Origin of the sequence: Ideonella azotifigens (assembly GCF_021043325.1) — a bacterium.
Taxonomy (GTDB): domain Bacteria; phylum Pseudomonadota; class Gammaproteobacteria; order Burkholderiales; family Burkholderiaceae_C; genus Ideonella; species Ideonella azotifigens.
The window spans coordinates 35,003-49,430 of sequence record NZ_JAJNKD010000021.1 but is presented as its reverse complement, the minus strand read 5'-3'; the positions used below and the strand labels follow the sequence as shown (position 1 = coordinate 49,430).

The window sequence follows — 14,428 nt, the reverse complement described above, 5'->3', positions numbered from 1 at the left end:
GATGCGCGCCATCGCAATCCAAGGCTTCGGCGGCCCGGAAGTGCTGGTCGAGACCACGCGTCCCGACCCGCAGCCGGCGGCTGGTGAGTTGCTGCTGCGCGTCGGCGCATCCGGCATCAATCGACCGGACGTGCTGCAACGCAAGGGCGCTTATGCGCCACCTGCGGGCGCGTCCGACCTGCCTGGCTTGGAGGTCGCAGGCAGCATCGTCGGCGGCGACGCGGCCGAGCTGGCTGCCGCTGGCTGGCGTCTGGGTGATCGGGTTTGCGCGCTGGTGGCGGGTGGTGGTTATGCCGAGCTGTGCGTCGTGCCCATCGCGCAGTGCCTGCCGGTCCCGGCGGGCCTGAGCGACATCGAGGCGGCCACGCTGCCCGAGACCTTCTTCACCGTCTGGTCCAACGTGTTCGACCGGGCCGGCCTGCAGCCGGGCGAAAGCCTGCTGGTACAGGGCGGCACGAGCGGCATTGGCGTGACGGCGATCCAGCTGGCCAAAGCCCTGGGGGCGAAGGTGCTGGTGACGGCGGGCAGCGACGACAAGTGCGCCGCCTGCCTGAAGCTGGGTGCTGACCATGCGATCAACTACCGCACTTCCGACTTTGCAGCTGAAGCGCGGCGCCTGACCGATGGCCGTGGCGTGGACGTGGTGCTGGACATGGTGGCGGGCGACTACGTCGCGCGCGAGATCTCCTGCCTGGCCGACGATGGTCGCATTGCGATCATCGCGGTGCAGGGTGGCGTGAAGGCCGAGTTCAACGCCGGCGCCTTGCTGAGCCGGCGCCTGACCATCACCGGCTCGACGCTGCGGCCACGCTCGGTGGCCTTCAAGGGCCGCATTGCCGCGGCGCTGCGCGAACGGGTTTGGCCTCTGATCGAGGCGGGGCATGTTCGACCCGTGATCGAGAAGGTGTTCCCGGCAGCCCAGGCGGCTGCGGCGCACGCGCTGATGGAGTCTGGTCAGCACGTGGGCAAGATCGTGTTGGACTGGTCGGCCTGAGGGCCGCCTTTCCTTGAGCAACAGAGAGACGAACACACAATGCGACGCAAACTCGTGGTGGGCAACTGGAAGATGCACGGCAGCCATCAGGCCAATGCCGAACTGCTGGCCGGCATCCGTGCTGCCGGGCCGTTCGGCTGCGACCTGGCGGTCTGCGTGCCGTTTCCGTACCTGTCCGAAACCGCGGTGACGCTGGCCGCCAGCGACCTTCGCTGGGGCGCGCAGGATTGCTCGGCGCATGCGCAGGGTGCCTACACCGGCGAAGTGTCTGCGGCCATGCTGCACGAGTTCGGTTGCCGCTACGTGATCGTTGGCCACTCCGAGCGCCGCGGCTATCACGCCGAGGGCGACCAACTTGTGGCCGACAAAGCCAAGGCAGCGCTGGCGCATGGCATCACGCCCATCGTCTGCGTGGGCGAGACCCTGGCGCAGCGCGAGGCTGGCGAAACCGATGCGGTGGTCAAGCGCCAGCTGTCGGCCGTGATCCACACGCTGGGCCACTGCGCTGGCGAGATGGTCGTGGCTTACGAGCCGGTCTGGGCGATCGGCACCGGCCGCACCGCCACGCCGGAACAGGCCCAGGCGGTGCATGCGCTGCTACGCACCCAGTTGCAGGCTGCCACTGCGCATGCCGACACGATGACGCTGCTGTACGGCGGCAGCGTCAAGCCTGACAACGCCAGCACGCTGTTCGGCCAGCCGGACATCGACGGCGGGCTGATCGGCGGCGCTGCGCTGAAGGCTGCCGACTTTGTCGCCATCTGCCGTGCGGCGGGCTGACCCGGCACAAGCCCGGCCCACGCTGAAGAAGAATCAAGTCATTCCTGGAGTTTTTCCCAAATGCATATCTGGTTGAACCTGTTGGTGGTGTTGCAGATGGTTGCCGCCATCGTGATGATCGGTCTGGTGCTGGTGCAGCACGGCAAGGGTGCCGACATGGGCGCATCGTTCGGCTCCGGCGCGTCCGGCAGCCTGTTTGGTGCGACCGGCAGTGCGAACTTCCTGTCGCGCACCACGGCCGTCTGCGCCTCGGTCTTCTTTGTCGCCACGCTTGGCCTGGCCTTCATGTCCAACAGCGTGGGCCGTGCCACCCCGGTGGAGGGTGCCAGCGTACTGGAGCGTGCTGCACCCGCCGCACCGAGCGCGCCGCAGATCCCGACGGGCGAGTCTTCGGCCAGCGTGCCTGCTGCGGCAGCACCGGCCAGCGTGGCTGCCAGCGGCGCGAACTGAGTTGGTGCGAAGCAGGCGAAAACCCTAGGAAGCCCTTTTATTTCGGGCTAGAATCTGAGGCTGGTCAAGGCGCTATTCCTCACGCGCAGTGATCAATGAATCAGGCTTTGGGCATTCGTTCTCGGGCTGTGGTTCAGAAGAAGTTTCAGGGCTGCTGGGCCAGCAGCACTTGGCCTGAAAGGGCCGGGTGAGCAAGTCCGAAAGCTGCCGGTGGTGCGCAACAGACAGTTGACTGGCTGTTAAGCGCCGCGGTGACGAACAAGATGTGCCGACGTGGTGAAATTGGTAGACACGCTATCTTGAGGGGGTAGTGGCGAAAGCTGTGCGAGTTCGAGTCTCGCCGTCGGCACCAAGAAGTTTTTCGGCAAGGCCTTCATCCGGCGCCTTGCCGGGCGCCCTGGTAAAACAGGGGACAAACTGGGCGCGCTAGGTTCTGCTTTTCTGGTTCTTGCCAGAGGGCGAGAGCGGCGCGCTTTTTTGTTGCCGGATGAGACTTTTGATGACTGCTGGGAACCCGCCGACCATGGACCTGCAACCGTATTTGCCCGTCATCCTTTTCATTCTGGTCGGAGTCGGCGTCGGCGTTGCGCCGCAGCTGCTCGGCTTCCTGCTCGGGCCCAACCGCCCGGACGCGGAGAAAAACTCGCCCTACGAGTGCGGCTTCGAGGCCTTCGAAGACGCCCGCATGAAGTTCGACGTGCGCTACTACCTGGTGGCCATCCTCTTCATCCTGTTTGACCTGGAAATTGCCTTCCTGTTCCCGTGGGCGGTGTCGCTGCGCGACATCGGCGCGTCAGGCTTCTGGGCCATGATGGTCTTCCTGACCATCCTGGTCGTGGGCTTTGCCTACGAATGGAAAAAAGGCGCCCTCGATTGGGAATGAGGGGCACCACCCCTGGCCAGTTTTTTGGGGCAGGGCGCGTGGCGCCGCTGACCTCGCTGCGAGAGGCACACAAGCATGGGTATTGAAGGCGTTTTCAAAGAGGGCTTTGTCACCACCTCGGTGGACACCCTCGTCAACTGGTCCAAGACCGGTTCCTTGTGGCCGATGACCTTTGGTCTGGCCTGCTGCGCCGTGGAAATGATGCACGCCGGTGCGGCGCGCTACGACATCGACCGCTTCGGCATGCTGTTCCGGCCCAGCCCGCGGCAGTCCGACCTGATGATCGTCGCCGGCACGCTGTGCAACAAGATGGCACCGGCGCTGCGCAAGGTCTATGACCAGATGGCCGAGCCGCGCTGGGTGCTCTCGATGGGTTCCTGCGCCAACGGCGGCGGCTACTACCACTACAGCTACTCGGTCGTGCGCGGCTGCGATCGCATCGTGCCGGTCGACGTCTACGTGCCGGGCTGCCCGCCCACGGCCGAGGCACTGCTCTACGGCATCCTGCAACTGCAGGCCAAGATCCGCCGCGAAAACACCATCGCCCGCTGAAGTCAGCAGGCAAGGCATCCCATGACGCAGAAACTCGATACCCTGCAAGCGGCGCTCGAATCGGTGCTGGGCGGGCGCATTGCGCGCCTCCAGCGCGAGCGCGGCGAGCTGACCCTCACCGTCAAGGCGGCAGACTACGCCGACGTGGCCACCACGCTGCGCGACCATCCGCAACTGAAGTTCGAACAACTGATCGACCTGTGCGGCCTGGACATGTCCTCGTACAAGGACCTGCCTTGGGACGGCCTGCGCTACTGCACCGTCTCGCACCTGCTGTCGGTCACGCTGAACTGGCGCCTGCGCCTGAAGGTTTACGCGCCTGACGACGACGTGCCGGTGGTGGCTTCGCTGACGCCGATCTGGAGCTCGGCGAACTGGTTCGAGCGCGAGTCCTTCGACATGTACGGGATCATCTACGAAGGTCACAACGACTTGCGTCGCATCCTGACCGACTATGGCTTCATCGGCCACCCGATGCGCAAGGACTTCCCGGTGTCGGGCCATGTCGAGATGCGCTACGACGCCGAGAGCCGCCGCGTGATCTACCAGCCGGTCACGATCGAGCCACGCGAAATCACGCCCCGCGTGATCCGTGAAGACAACTACGGCGGCCTGCACTGAGTCCGGGAACGTCATGGCAGAAATCAAGAACTACACCCTGAACTTCGGTCCGCAGCATCCATCCGCCCACGGCGTGTTGCGCCTGGTGCTGGAGCTGGACGGCGAAGTCATCCAGCGCGCCGACCCGCACATCGGCCTGCTGCACCGTGCCACCGAGAAGCTGGCCGAGACCAAGACCTTCATCCAGTCCTTGCCCTACATGGACCGGCTGGACTACGTCTCGATGATGTGCAACGAGCACTCGTATTGCCTGGCGATCGAGAAGCTGATGGGCATTGATGTGCCGATCCGTGCGCAGTACATCCGCGTGATGTTCGACGAGATCACGCGGCTGCTGAACCACCTGATGTGGCTGGGCGCGCACGGCATGGACTGCGGTGCGATGAACATGCTGATCTACTGCTTCCGCGAGCGGGAAGATCTGTTCGACATGTACGAGGCCGTCTCCGGTGCGCGCATGCACGCGGCCTACTACCGGCCGGGTGGCGTCTACCGCGACCTGCCGGACAGCATGCCGCAGTACAAGGTCAGCAAGATCAAGAACGAGCGTGCCATCAAGGCGCTGAACGAGAACCGCCAAGGCTCGTTGCTCGACTTCATCGACGACTTCTGCAAGCGTTTCCCGAAGAACGTCGATGACTACGAAACCCTGCTGACCGACAACCGGATCTGGAAGCAGCGCACGGTCGGCATCGGCATCGTCACGCCCGAGCGCGCGATGAACCTCGGCTTCTCCGGCCCGATGCTGCGGGGTTCGGGCATCGCCTGGGACTTGCGCAAGAAGCAGCCGTACGACGCCTACGCCAAGATGGATTTCGACATCCCCGTTGGCGTCAACGGCGACACCTACGACCGCTACCTGGTGCGCGTGGCCGAGATGCGCCAGTCCAACCGCATCATCCAGCAGTGCGTGGAATGGCTGCGCAAGAACCCTGGCCCTGTCATCACCGACAACCACAAGGTCGCGCCGCCTTCGCGCCTGGACATGAAGTCCAGCATGGAAGAGTTGATCCACCACTTCAAGCTCTTTACCGAAGGCTTCCACGTGCCCGAAGGCGAGGCGTATGCCGCTGTCGAGCACCCGAAGGGCGAGTTCGGCATCTACCTGGTGAGTGACGGCGCGAACAAGCCCTACCGCCTGAAGATTCGCGCGCCCGGCTTCCCGCACCTGGCGGCACTGGACGAAATGGCCCGTGGCCACATGATTGCCGACGCCGTTGCGGTGATCGGCACCATGGACATCGTGTTTGGCGAGATCGATCGATGATGACTGACACCGTCACCCACCAGGCGTCTGCGGCTTCGCTGAGCGAAGCGACGCAGGCGCGATTCGCGCGTGAAGTCGCGAAGTACCCGAAGGAACAGGCGCAGTCGGCCGTGATGGCCTGCCTGTCCATCGTGCAGCAGGAGCAGGGCTGGGTTTCGACCGAGGCCGAGGCGGCGATCGCTGTCTACCTGGGCATGCCTGCGATGGCGGTGCACGAGGTCACGACCTTCTACAACATGTACAACCAGCAGCCGGTGGGGAAGTTCAAGCTGAACGTCTGCACCAACCTGCCGTGCCAGCTGCGCAACGGCCAGGGCGCGCTGGAGCATCTGTGCAAGTCGCTGAACGTCGAGGACGGTGGCACCACTGCCGACGGCCTGTTCACCGTGGCCAAGTGCGAATGCCTGGGCGCCTGCGCCGACGCGCCGGTGATGCTGGTCAACGACCGGCAGATGCTGAGCTACATGAGCAACGACAAGCTCGACGAAATGGTCGCGATGATGCGCACCGAAGCTGGAAAGGCGGCCTGAACCATGGCACTCGATCTTTCCCGTTTCCAGACCACCGGCAGTGCGACCTGCTTCCATGACCGCCACATTGGCGCCCAGATCTATGCCGGCCTGAACGGCAGCAACTGGGGCCTGGCGGACTACCAGGCACGCGGCGGCTACCAGGCCTTGCGCAAGATCCTTGGCGTGGACGGCGGCGAGCCGATGACCCAGGACCAGGTGATCGCCGAGGTCAAGGGTTCCGGCCTGCGCGGCCGTGGCGGCGCGGGTTTCCCGACCGGCCTGAAGTGGAGCTTCATGCCGCGCGCGTTCCCGGGCCAGAAGTACCTGGTCTGCAACTCGGACGAAGGCGAGCCGGGGACCTGCAAGGACCGCGACATCCTGATGTACAACCCCCACATCGTCATCGAAGGCATGGCGATTGCTGCCTACGCGATGGGCATCTCGGTGGGCTACAACTACATCCACGGCGAGATCTTCGAGGTCTACGACCGCTTCGAAGCCGCGCTGGAAGAAGCTCGCGCCGCTGGCCTGCTGGGCGACAACATCCTGGGCAGCAAGCACAGCTTCCAGCTGCATGCTTTCCACGGCTTTGGTGCCTACATCTGCGGCGAGGAAACTGCGCTGCTGGAGTCGCTGGAAGGCAAGAAGGGCCAGCCGCGCTTCAAGCCGCCGTTCCCGGCCAGCTTCGGTCTGTACGGCAAGCCGACCACGATCAACAACACCGAGACTTTCGCAGCGGTGCCCTGGATCATCCGCAATGGCGGCCAGGCCTACCTCGAATGCGGCAAGCCGAACAACGGCGGCACCAAGATCTACTCGATGGTCGGCGACGTCGAACGTCCCGGCAACTACGAGATCCCCATGGGCACGCCGTTCTCCAAGCTGCTGGAGCTTGCCGGTGGCGTCAAGGGCGGCAAGAAGCTGAAGGCCGTGATTCCCGGTGGGTCGTCGGCCCCGGTGCTGCCGGCTCACATCATGATGGAGTGCACGATGGACTATGACTCCATCGCCAAGGCCGGCTCGATGCTGGGCTCGGGGGCAGTCATCGTGATGGACGAGACCCGCTGCATGGTCAAGAGCCTGGAGCGCCTGGCCTACTTCTACGCCCACGAGTCTTGCGGCCAGTGCACGCCGTGCCGCGAAGGCACCGGTTGGCTGCACCGCCTGGTCCACCGCGTGGAACATGGCGAGGGCAGGGCCGATGACCTGGCGCTGCTGGACAACGTGGCCGAGAACATCATGGGCCGCACCATCTGCGCGCTCGGCGATGCGGCTGCCATGCCGGTGCGCGGCATGCTCAAGCACTTCCGGGACGAATTCGTCCACCACGTCGACCACAAGACCTGCACGGTCCCGTCCTACGTCTGACCGGGGCAAACCCAACATGCTCGAAATCGAACTCGACGGCAAGAAGGTCTCGGTGCCGGAAGGCAGCATGGTGATGCATGCAGCCGACGCTGCCGGCACCTACATCCCGCACTTCTGCTACCACAAGAAACTGTCCATCGCGGCCAACTGCCGCATGTGCCTGGTGGACGTGGAGAAGGCGCCCAAGCCGATGCCGGCCTGCGCCACGCCAGTCACGCAAGGCATGATTGTCCGCACCAAGAGCGACAAGGCCCTGAAGGCCCAGCGCTCGGTGATGGAGTTCCTGCTGATCAACCATCCGCTGGACTGCCCCATCTGCGACCAGGGCGGCGAATGCCAGCTGCAGGACCTGGCCGTCGGCTACGGCGGTTCTTCCTCGCGCTACGAGGAAGAGAAGCGCGTCGTCTTCCCGAAGGACGTCGGCCCGCTGATCTCGATGGCCGAGATGAGCCGCTGCATCCACTGCACTCGCTGCGTGCGCTTCGGCCAGGAAATGGCCGGCGTGATGGAGCTGGGCATGCAGCATCGCGGCGAGCATTCGGAAATCACGACCTTCGTCGGCCAGACGATCGACTCCGAGCTGTCGGGCAACATGATCGACATCTGCCCGGTCGGCGCGCTGACCAGCAAGCCTTTCCGCTACAGCGCCCGGACCTGGGAACTGTCGCGCCGCAAGAGCGTCAGCCCACATGACTCCACCGGTGCCAACCTGATCGTCCAGGTCAAGAACCACCAGGTGCTGCGCATCGTGCCGCTGGAGAACGACGACGTCAACGAATGCTGGATCGCCGACCGCGACCGCTTCAGCTACGAGGCTGTCAACAGCCCGTCGCGCCTGACCACGCCGATGATCAAGCAAGGCGGCGAGTGGGTCAGCGTCGACTGGAATACCGCGCTGGGTTACGTCGCCGACGGCCTGAAGCGCGTGAAGGGTGAGTTCGGCGTGTCCGGCATCGGCGCGCTCGGCTCGGCCCACAGCACCGTCGAAGAGCTGCATCTGCTGGCCAAGCTGGTCCGCGGCCTGGGCAGCGACAACATCGACCACCGCCTGCGCCATGCCGACTTCACGGCAGGCGAGGGCACGCGCTGGCTCGGTGCCTCGATTGCCTCACTGTCCTCGCTGGACCGCGTGCTGGTCGTCGGCTCCTTCCTGCGCAAGGACCATCCGCTGTTCGCGCAGCGCATCCGCCAGGCCGCGCGCCGCGGCGCGCAGGTGTTCAGCCTGAATGCCGCGCAGGACGACTGGGCGCTGACGCTGACCGGCCGCCTGGCCGCCGCGCCTGATGCCTGGGCCCAGTCGCTGGCCGACATTGCCGGCTACATCGCCAGCGCCAATGGCGTGGCGGCTCCGGCCAACGCAATGGTCTCGGCCGAAGCCGAAGCGATTGCGCAGGCCTTGCTGACCGGGTCGCAAAAAGCCATTTTGCTGGGCAACGCCGCCGCGCAGCACCCGCAAGCGGCCACGCTGCTGTCGCTGGCCAACTGGATTGCCGCGCAAACCGGCGCCAGCGTCGGCTACCTGGGCGAGGCCGCGAACAGTGTCGGCGCGCAGCTGGTGGGCGCGCAGCCGCGCAACGGCGGCCTGAACGCCGGCCAGATGCTGTCGCAACCGATGAAGGCGCTGCTGCTGCTGAACGTCGAGCCGGTGCTGGACGCGGCCGATGCAGCCGCTGCCCGTGCCGCGATGCAGGCCTCCGGCCTTGTCGTGGCACTGACGCCGTTCAAGGACGCCGCGGTCGACAACGCCGACGTGCTGCTGCCGATCTCGCCGTTCACCGAAACCGCCGGCAGCTACGTCAACGCCGAAGGACGCCTGCAGGCCTTCCACGGCGTCGTCAAATCGCTGGGCGACAGCCGGCCGGGCTGGAAGGTGTTGCGCGTGCTGGGCAACCTGCTGGGCCTGGAAGGTTTCTCCCAGGAGACGGTCGAGGAAGTGCGCCACGAAGCGCTGGGCAATGTGGCCTCGCTGGCGGAGCGCCTGTCCAACGCCAGCAAGGCATCTGCCACGCCGCTCGCACCCGCTGCGGCCGGCCTGCAGCGCCTGGCTGACGTGCCGATCTACAGCACCGACAGCTTGGTGCGCCGTGCCACCTCACTGCAGCTGACGGCTGACGCCAAGCCGCCGGTTGCCAGCCTGCCCGCCGCGCTGTGGGCCGAGCTCGGCCTGCGCGAGGGCGCCAAGGTGCGCGTGACGCAGGGCAGCGCCTCGGTGCTGCTGCCGGCCAAGCTGGACGCCAGCCTCGCCGCAGGCACGGTGCGCGTGCCGGCAGGCCATCCGGACACGGCCGGCCTCGGCGCGATGTTCGGCTCCCTCACGGTCGCCGCGGCCTGAAAGCCACGCAGGAACCAACGCTCATGATCGACAACTTCAACCAAGCCGGACTGGCGCTGATGGGCGGCGTGCTCTGGCCCATCGTCTGGTCCCTGATCAAGATCATCGTGGTGATGCTGCCGCTGCTCGGCTGCGTCGCCTACCTGACGCTGTGGGAGCGCAAGGCCATTGGCTGGACGCAGATCCGTCCGGGCCCGAACCGGGTGGGCCCGTTCGGCCTGCTGACGCCGATTGCCGACGCGGTCAAGCTGATCTTCAAGGAAATCATCCGCCCGACGGCGGCCAGCAAGGGCCTGTTCTTCATCGGCCCCATCATGACCATCATGCCGGCGCTGGCCGCATGGGCCGTGGTGCCGTTCGGTCCGGAAGTGGTGCTGGCCGACGTCAATGCTGGCCTGTTGTTCCTGATGGCCATCACCTCGATGGAGGTCTATGGCGTGATCATCGCCGGCTGGGCCTCGAACTCGAAGTACGCCTTCCTCGGCGCGCTGCGCGCTTCAGCGCAGATGGTGTCCTATGAAATCGCGATGGGCTTCGCGCTGGTCATCGTGCTGATGGTCTCGGGCAGCCTGAACATGACCGACATCGTGATGCAGCAGGGCCGTGGCCGCATGGCAGACATGGGCGTCGGCTTCCTGTCGTGGAACTGGTTGCCGCTGCTGCCGGTGTTCTTCGTGTACTTCATCTCCGGCCTGGCCGAGACCAACCGCCACCCGTTCGACGTGGTGGAGGGCGAGTCGGAAATCGTCGCCGGCCACATGATCGAGTACTCGGGCATGTCGTTCGCGATGTTCTTCCTGGCGGAATACGCGAACATGATCCTGGTCTCGATGCTGACCGTGCTGCTGTTCCTCGGCGGCTGGCTCAGCCCGGTGAGCTTCTTGCCCAACGGCTGGGGCTGGCTGGCCGTCAAGGTCTTCGTGGTCGTCACGATGTTCCTCTGGGTCCGCTCCACCTTCCCGCGCTTCCGCTACGACCAGATCATGCGTCTGGGCTGGAAGATCTTCATCCCTGTCACGCTGGTGTGGCTGGTCGTCGTGGGTCTGTGGATCCAGTCGCCGCTGAACATCTGGCCATAAAGGGAGCGAGCACACATGTCTACTTTTGCCGCCATCAAGGACCTCTTCACCAGCTTCCTGCTGCTGGAGTTGTGGAAAGGCCTGGCCGTCACCGGCCGGCACTTCTTCTCGCGCAACATCACGGTGCAGTTTCCCGAGGAAAAGACCCCGGCCTCGCCACGTTTCCGCGGCCTGCATGCGCTGCGCCGCTATGAGAACGGCGAAGAGCGCTGCATTGCCTGCAAGCTCTGCGAAGCCGTTTGCCCGGCGATGGCCATCACCATCGAGTCCGACGTGCGCGCCGACGGCAGCCGCCGCACCACGCGCTACGACATCGACCTGACCAAGTGCATCTTCTGCGGCTTCTGCGAAGAGAGCTGTCCGGTGGACTCCATCGTCGAGACGCACATCTTCGAATACCACGGCGAAAAGCGCGGCGACCTGTACTTCACCAAGGACATGCTGCTGGCCGTGGGCGACCGCTACGAAAAAGAGATCGCCGCCAACAAGGAGGCCGACGCCAAGTACCGCTGAGCCCGGCAGCCGGTTTCGTCCGGCCTGCGGGTTCGGCGTGCCCTCACGGCGCGCAACAACATGAACACCACCTCCGCCCTGTTCTACCTCTTCTCAGCCGTGCTGCTGGTGTCGGCCTTCATGGTCATCACCGCACGCAGCACCGTGCATTCGGCCCTCTACCTGGTGCTCGCCTTCTTCAACGCTTCGTGCGTGTGGATGCTGCTGCGCGCCGAGTTCCTGGCCATCACGCTGGTGCTGGTCTACGTCGGTGCCGTGATGGTGCTGTTCCTCTTCGTCGTGATGATGCTGGACATCAGCACCGACAAGCTGCGCGAAGGGTTCTGGAGCCACTTCCCGCTGGCCGGCTTTGTCGGCGTGCTGATCGCGCTCGAGATGTACCTGGTGATGAAGAGCGGCTTCAACCTGCCGGCCGCCAAGGCCATGCCTGAAGCGGTGATGAAGCTGGGCAACACCCGCGCACTGGGCGTCGAGATCTACACCCAGTACCTGTACCCGCTGCAGGTCGCCGCAGTGCTGCTGCTGGTGGCCATGATCGCCGCCATCGCGCTGACCATGCGCCAGCGCAAGGACAGCCGTTCGCAGAACCCGTCGGAGCAGGTGCGCGTCAAGGCCGCAGACCGCTTCCGAATTGTCAAGATGGACGCGGTCATCGAAGCACCGTCGGTTCCCAAGACGCCTGAAGGAGACAAGGCATGAGCGCCGGCATCACGCTGTACCACTACCTGACGCTGGGCGGCTTCCTGTTCGCGCTGTCGGTCGTGGGCATCTTCATGAACCGTCGCAACCTGATCGTGCTGCTGATGGCGATCGAGCTGATGCTGCTGGCGGTGAACATGAACTTCGTCGCCTTCTCGCACTACCTTGGCAACATGGACGGCCAGGTCTTCGTGTTCTTCATCCTCACCGTCGCGGCGGCCGAGTCGGCCATCGGCCTGGCCATCCTCGTCGTGCTGTTCCGCAACCGCTCCACCATCGCGGTGGACGAACTGGACACCCTGAAGGGTTGAGTCGCACCACGGAGTCCAGAAGAACATGTCAACACAACTCTCACAGAACCTGCTGCTGGCGGTGCCACTGGCGCCGCTGGTCGGCTCCATCATTGCCGGCCTGTTCGGCAAGGCCGTCGGCCGGCGTGGCTCGCACGTCCTGACCATCCTCGGCGTGCTGGTCGCTTTCCTGATCTCGGCCAGCGTGCTGAAGTCGGTGGCGATCGACGGTGCCCGCTTCAACGCGACGATCTACGAGTGGATGAACGTCGGTGGCCTGAAGATGGAAGTCGGCTTCCTGATCGACGGCCTGACCGCGATGATGATGTGCGTGGTGACCTTCGTGTCGCTGATGGTGCACATCTACACCATCGGCTACATGGAAGAGGATCCGGGCTACCAGCGCTTCTTCTCGTACATCTCGCTGTTCACCTTCTCGATGCTCATGCTGGTGATGAGCAACAACTTCCTGCAGCTGTTCTTCGGCTGGGAAGCGGTGGGCCTGGTGTCGTACCTGCTGATCGGCTTCTGGTTCAAGAAGCCCACGGCCGTGTTCGCCAACATGAAGGCCTTCCTGGTCAACCGCGTGGGCGACTTCGGCTTCATCCTGGGCATTGGCCTGCTGCTGGCCTATGGCGGCTCGCTGAACTATGCCGAGGTGTTCGCCAAGTCCGGCGAGCTGGCCAAGCTGGGCTTCCCCGGTACCGACTGGGGCATGCTGACGGTCGCCTGCATCTGCCTGTTCATCGGCGCGATGGGCAAGTCTGCGCAGTTCCCGCTGCACGTCTGGCTGCCGGACTCGATGGAAGGCCCGACCCCGATCTCGGCGCTGATCCACGCGGCCACGATGGTGACCGCCGGCATCTTCATGGTCACGCGCATGTCGCCGCTGTTCGAGCTGTCGGACACCGCGCTGAATTTCGTGCTGGTCATCGGCTCGATCACCGCGCTGTTCATGGGCTTCCTGGGCATCATCCAGACCGACATCAAGCGCGTCGTTGCGTACTCCACGCTTTCACAGCTGGGCTACATGACGGTGGCGCTGGGCGTCTCGGCCTACAACGTGGCGGTCTTCCACCTGATGACGCATGCCTTCTTCAAGGCACTGCTATTCCTCGGCGCCGGTTCGGTGATCATCGGCATGCACCATGACCAGGACATCCGCAACATGGGCGGCCTGCGCAAGTACATGCCCATCACCTGGATCACCTCGCTGCTGGGTTCGCTGGCGCTGATCGGCACGCCGTTCTTCGCCGGCTTCTACTCGAAGGATTCGATCATCGAGGCGGTGGCCGCGAGCCACCTGCCCGGTGCAGGCTTCGCGCAGTTCGCCGTGACTGCCGGTGTGTTCGTCACCGCCTTCTACAGCTTCCGGATGTACTTCCTGGTTTTCCATGGCAAGGAACACTTCCACCACAAGCCGTTCCCCGGCGAACACGATCACCACGACGAGCATGACGACCATGGCCACGGCCATGCGCACACGCCGCATGAGTCGCCGTGGGTCGTCACCGCGCCGCTGGTGCTGCTGGCCATCCCGTCGGTGGTGATCGGGTGGATGACCATCCAGCCGATGCTGTATGGCGACTTCCTGAAGGATGCGATCTTCGTGAATCCCGAGGCGCACCATGCGATGGAGTCGCTGGCCGAGGAATTCCACGGCGCTGCGGCCATGGGCGTGCATGCCTTCACCTCGCTGCCGTTCTGGCTGGCGCTGGCCGGTGTGGTGACGGCCTATGTTTTCTACATGGTCAGCCCAGCCATTCCGGCGGCGATCGGCCGGGCACTGTCGCCGGTCATCCGCGTGCTGGAGAACAAGTACTACATGGACTGGTTCAACGAGAACGTGCTGGCCGCGGGCGCCCGCCTGCTGGGCGTGGGCCTGTGGAAGGGCGGCGACATCGCGCTGATCGATGGCGTGCTGGTCAACGGCTCGGCGCGTGCGGTGGGCGGCTTTGCCTCCATCGTGCGCACGGTGCAAACGGGCTACCTTTCCTGGTATGCCCTGGTGATGGTCCTGGGCGTCTTCGGTCTGATGACCTGGCAGCTGTGGCCCTATCTGATGAGCCTGATCGGCCATTGAACGAG

15 protein-coding genes and 1 tRNA gene are annotated in these 14,428 nt (G+C 64.8%); all 16 read left to right on the top strand.

Features of this window, described 5'->3' with window-relative positions:
* Window position 1: 1 nt before the first annotated feature.
* The 16 genes from LRH25_RS28620 (at window position 2) to nuoL (ending at window position 14,423) form a co-directional block, all read left to right on the top strand.
* Window positions 2-994, top strand: a complete 993-nt coding sequence (locus LRH25_RS28620; RefSeq protein WP_141284691.1) for an NAD(P)H-quinone oxidoreductase — start codon at window positions 2-4, stop codon at window positions 992-994.
* A 39-nt stretch (window positions 995-1,033) separates the two neighbouring features.
* Window positions 1,034-1,774, top strand: coding sequence for a triose-phosphate isomerase (tpiA, locus tag LRH25_RS28615; protein ID WP_141284693.1), 741 nt, complete (start codon window positions 1,034-1,036; stop codon window positions 1,772-1,774).
* Window positions 1,775-1,834: 60 nt separating this feature from the next.
* Window positions 1,835-2,224, top strand: a complete 390-nt coding sequence (gene secG / locus LRH25_RS28610) for a preprotein translocase subunit SecG (protein WP_141284695.1) — start codon at window positions 1,835-1,837, stop codon at window positions 2,222-2,224.
* Window positions 2,225-2,491: 267 nt separating this feature from the next.
* Window positions 2,492-2,576, top strand: a tRNA-Leu gene (locus LRH25_RS28605).
* A gap of 171 nt (window positions 2,577-2,747) precedes the next feature.
* Window positions 2,748-3,107, top strand: coding sequence for an NADH-quinone oxidoreductase subunit A (locus LRH25_RS28600; RefSeq protein ID WP_141284717.1), 360 nt, complete (start codon window positions 2,748-2,750; stop codon window positions 3,105-3,107).
* A gap of 75 nt (window positions 3,108-3,182) precedes the next feature.
* A complete protein-coding gene (locus tag LRH25_RS28595; protein ID WP_141284697.1) occupies window positions 3,183-3,659 on the top strand; it encodes a NuoB/complex I 20 kDa subunit family protein in 477 nt (158 codons plus the stop codon).
* Window positions 3,660-3,680: 21 nt separating this feature from the next.
* Window positions 3,681-4,280, top strand: a complete 600-nt coding sequence (locus tag LRH25_RS28590; protein WP_141284699.1) for an NADH-quinone oxidoreductase subunit C — start codon at window positions 3,681-3,683, stop codon at window positions 4,278-4,280.
* 13 nt (window positions 4,281-4,293) lie between these two features.
* Entirely contained in the window at window positions 4,294-5,547 is a 1,254-nt protein-coding gene (locus LRH25_RS28585) for an NADH-quinone oxidoreductase subunit D (RefSeq protein WP_141284701.1), read from the top strand.
* Window positions 5,544-6,077, top strand: a complete 534-nt coding sequence (locus LRH25_RS28580; RefSeq protein WP_375140553.1) for an NADH-quinone oxidoreductase subunit NuoE family protein — start codon at window positions 5,544-5,546, stop codon at window positions 6,075-6,077. The genes LRH25_RS28585 and LRH25_RS28580 overlap by 4 nt, the downstream gene beginning before the upstream one ends.
* 3 nt (window positions 6,078-6,080) lie before the next feature.
* Entirely contained in the window at window positions 6,081-7,427 is a 1,347-nt protein-coding gene (gene nuoF / locus LRH25_RS28575; RefSeq protein ID WP_141284704.1) for an NADH-quinone oxidoreductase subunit NuoF, read from the top strand.
* A gap of 16 nt (window positions 7,428-7,443) precedes the next feature.
* On the top strand, window positions 7,444-9,759 hold the full coding sequence (nuoG, locus tag LRH25_RS28570) for an NADH-quinone oxidoreductase subunit NuoG (protein ID WP_231012988.1): 2,316 nt from the start codon (window positions 7,444-7,446) through the stop codon (window positions 9,757-9,759).
* A 23-nt stretch (window positions 9,760-9,782) separates the two neighbouring features.
* Window positions 9,783-10,838: an NADH-quinone oxidoreductase subunit NuoH gene (nuoH, locus tag LRH25_RS28565; protein WP_141285357.1), complete on the top strand. Its 1,056-nt coding sequence runs from the start codon at window positions 9,783-9,785 to the stop codon at window positions 10,836-10,838.
* 15 nt (window positions 10,839-10,853) lie between these two features.
* The gene (gene nuoI / locus LRH25_RS28560) at window positions 10,854-11,351 is read left to right on the top strand and encodes an NADH-quinone oxidoreductase subunit NuoI (RefSeq protein WP_141285359.1); all 498 of its coding nucleotides are present in this window, start codon (window positions 10,854-10,856) and stop codon (window positions 11,349-11,351) included.
* A 60-nt stretch (window positions 11,352-11,411) separates the two neighbouring features.
* A complete protein-coding gene (locus LRH25_RS28555) occupies window positions 11,412-12,050 on the top strand; it encodes an NADH-quinone oxidoreductase subunit J (RefSeq protein WP_141285361.1) in 639 nt (212 codons plus the stop codon).
* Window positions 12,047-12,361 carry an NADH-quinone oxidoreductase subunit NuoK gene (nuoK, locus tag LRH25_RS28550; RefSeq protein ID WP_141285363.1) on the top strand — a complete coding sequence of 105 codons (315 nt, stop codon included), beginning with the start codon at window positions 12,047-12,049 and terminating at the stop codon, window positions 12,359-12,361. The genes LRH25_RS28555 and nuoK overlap by 4 nt, the downstream gene beginning before the upstream one ends.
* Before the next feature lie 25 nt (window positions 12,362-12,386).
* The gene (nuoL, locus tag LRH25_RS28545) at window positions 12,387-14,423 is read left to right on the top strand and encodes an NADH-quinone oxidoreductase subunit L (protein ID WP_211361297.1); all 2,037 of its coding nucleotides are present in this window, start codon (window positions 12,387-12,389) and stop codon (window positions 14,421-14,423) included.
* The last annotated feature ends 5 nt before the right edge of the window (window positions 14,424-14,428 follow it).

What these genes read in the sequence shown, in the direction of transcription:
- LRH25_RS28620 (WP_141284691.1), top strand. Translation starts at nt 2, where the DNA reads ATGCGCGCCATCGCAATCCAAGGCTTCGGCGGCCCGGAAGTGCTGGTC.
- tpiA (WP_141284693.1), top strand. Translation starts at nt 1,034, where the DNA reads ATGCGACGCAAACTCGTGGTGGGCAACTGGAAGATGCACGGCAGCCAT.
- secG (WP_141284695.1), top strand. Translation starts at nt 1,835, where the DNA reads ATGCATATCTGGTTGAACCTGTTGGTGGTGTTGCAGATGGTTGCCGCC.
- LRH25_RS28600 (WP_141284717.1), top strand. Translation starts at nt 2,748, where the DNA reads ATGGACCTGCAACCGTATTTGCCCGTCATCCTTTTCATTCTGGTCGGA.
- LRH25_RS28595 (WP_141284697.1), top strand. Translation starts at nt 3,183, where the DNA reads ATGGGTATTGAAGGCGTTTTCAAAGAGGGCTTTGTCACCACCTCGGTG.
- LRH25_RS28590 (WP_141284699.1), top strand. Translation starts at nt 3,681, where the DNA reads ATGACGCAGAAACTCGATACCCTGCAAGCGGCGCTCGAATCGGTGCTG.
- LRH25_RS28585 (WP_141284701.1), top strand. Translation starts at nt 4,294, where the DNA reads ATGGCAGAAATCAAGAACTACACCCTGAACTTCGGTCCGCAGCATCCA.
- LRH25_RS28580 (WP_375140553.1), top strand. Translation starts at nt 5,544, where the DNA reads ATGATGACTGACACCGTCACCCACCAGGCGTCTGCGGCTTCGCTGAGC.
- nuoF (WP_141284704.1), top strand. Translation starts at nt 6,081, where the DNA reads ATGGCACTCGATCTTTCCCGTTTCCAGACCACCGGCAGTGCGACCTGC.
- nuoG (WP_231012988.1), top strand. Translation starts at nt 7,444, where the DNA reads ATGCTCGAAATCGAACTCGACGGCAAGAAGGTCTCGGTGCCGGAAGGC.
- nuoH (WP_141285357.1), top strand. Translation starts at nt 9,783, where the DNA reads ATGATCGACAACTTCAACCAAGCCGGACTGGCGCTGATGGGCGGCGTG.
- nuoI (WP_141285359.1), top strand. Translation starts at nt 10,854, where the DNA reads ATGTCTACTTTTGCCGCCATCAAGGACCTCTTCACCAGCTTCCTGCTG.
- LRH25_RS28555 (WP_141285361.1), top strand. Translation starts at nt 11,412, where the DNA reads ATGAACACCACCTCCGCCCTGTTCTACCTCTTCTCAGCCGTGCTGCTG.
- nuoK (WP_141285363.1), top strand. Translation starts at nt 12,047, where the DNA reads ATGAGCGCCGGCATCACGCTGTACCACTACCTGACGCTGGGCGGCTTC.
- nuoL (WP_211361297.1), top strand. Translation starts at nt 12,387, where the DNA reads ATGTCAACACAACTCTCACAGAACCTGCTGCTGGCGGTGCCACTGGCG.